Source organism: Nocardia noduli (genome assembly GCF_019038455.1).
GTDB classification, from domain to species: Bacteria; Actinomycetota; Actinomycetes; order Mycobacteriales; family Mycobacteriaceae; genus Nocardia; species Nocardia noduli.
On record NZ_JAFMPL010000224.1, the window covers coordinates 1 to 1,615 of the forward strand.

Consider the following 1,615-nt stretch of genomic DNA (forward strand, 5'->3'; position numbering starts at 1 on the left):
GGCTCTGGCTCACTTCCGGTGGTAGCCGCGTTGCTAGGCCAGGAGGATGCGGTGGCGGAGGAGTCGGAAGCTGGCGCGGCCATACATTTGTCGTTTGATCAGTTTGGTTTTCGTGTTGACGCCCTCGACGGGGCCGTTGCTGTAGGGCAGGGTGAACCCGGCGACTGCGGCGTCGTAATCCTGGGTCAGGCCGCGTAGGAATGGATCGAGTTCGGGTAGCCCGGCGTCGCGGACCTGTTTCATCCAGTCGTCGAGATCGTTGCCGCGGCGTTCGCCCATGATTCGGGCGAACTCGTGCACCAACCGGGCCAGTTCGGTCAGGTGTGGGCAGGCTGCGAGGAGTTCGTCGAGGTGGACGCGCCGCTGTTCGGAATGGTCGGTGGGTCTGGTGGTGATCCAGGAGGTCAGCCGCCTCGGTGAGGGGGTGATCCGATCGCTGAGTTCGCGGCCCTGGTTGAGATATTTCTGCAGAAGGGTCAGGCTGCCGGTGTAGCCGAGGGTCTTGATTTCGTGGAACAGGTCCAAGACCAGCACACCGGGTTCGGTGGCGCGTCGCTGTCGTAGGTGATCGCGGTAGGGATCGACCAGACAGGCCCGGTATTGCGGTGGGCGGCGTAGTGTTTCGGGTTCGGTGGTGCGGGCGTAGCGTTTGATGGTGTTCAAGCCGACACCGAGTCGGCGGGCGCAGTCCATCAGCCCGACTCCGTGATCGAGCAGGTCGTGCACGGCGTGCCATCGTTGCAGGGTGGTGGTCTCGCGGGTCATTGTCCGCCGTTTCGGTCCGGCCACTGCCCAGCAGCGACTATGGGCGGTGACCACCTTCTCTGCCGAGCGCACCAATCCGTGCCATAGGTGCCAGCGATCAGCGACCTGGGTCGCGTCGGGCAGCGCGCGGCGCACGGCCTCGGCGTAGGAGGCCGATCGGTCACGGACGACGACCTCGACACCCGGGTGGGTGCGTAGCCATGCCTCGAGGGTGTCGGACCTGCGATCGGCCAGCACATCGATCCGCTCGTGGGTGAGGGCGTCGATCAGGACGGTGCCGTAGCGATGGCGACGCAGCAGAGCGAAATCGTCGACACTGAGCACCGGCGGGATCGTTGGCTGTGATGTGGGGATGCCCAGCAGAATCCGGATCGCGGTGTGACGCGACATCCGCACGGCCAGCGCACTCAGCAGTCTGACCGAGGCTCGCCCGGCCAATTCACGGACCACCGATCGCACCTGAGCGGTGAGGCGGACGGTTCGCCGCTGGTACCGTTCCATCAGACCAGGCACTTGTTCACGAAACGTGTTACAGCACTGCCGAGTTGAGCAGAACAAACGTCGGATACGGACCTGAACGACGACGCTGCGACCATCGAGCGGCAAGTCGGTGAGGGTCCGCCGGTGATAGCTGTGCACCCGGGTGGAGCAGATCCCGCAGGTAGGACACGATGCAGGGCCGTCTACGGTCCGCGCCGACACCAGAATTATCCGGTCTTCCTCATCCACATCCTCGACAACCAGCGGCTTCAACCCTGAAAAGACAACTCCGACAGATACATTCACCACATCCACCGACACATCCTGCCGTCAGAACGCGCTGAGCTACCACCGGAAGTGAGCCAGAGCC

The 1,615-nt window shown here is 64.0% G+C and carries 1 protein-coding gene; it reads right to left on the reverse strand.

The genetic code is table 11. From position 1 onward, the window contains the following. Positions 1-33: 33 nt before the first annotated feature. Positions 34-1,566 (reverse strand): ISL3 family transposase, encoded by a 1,533-nt coding sequence (locus JZ792_RS41035; RefSeq protein WP_216918365.1) that lies wholly within the window; start codon positions 1,564-1,566, stop codon positions 34-36. Positions 1,567-1,615 lie beyond the last annotated feature (49 nt).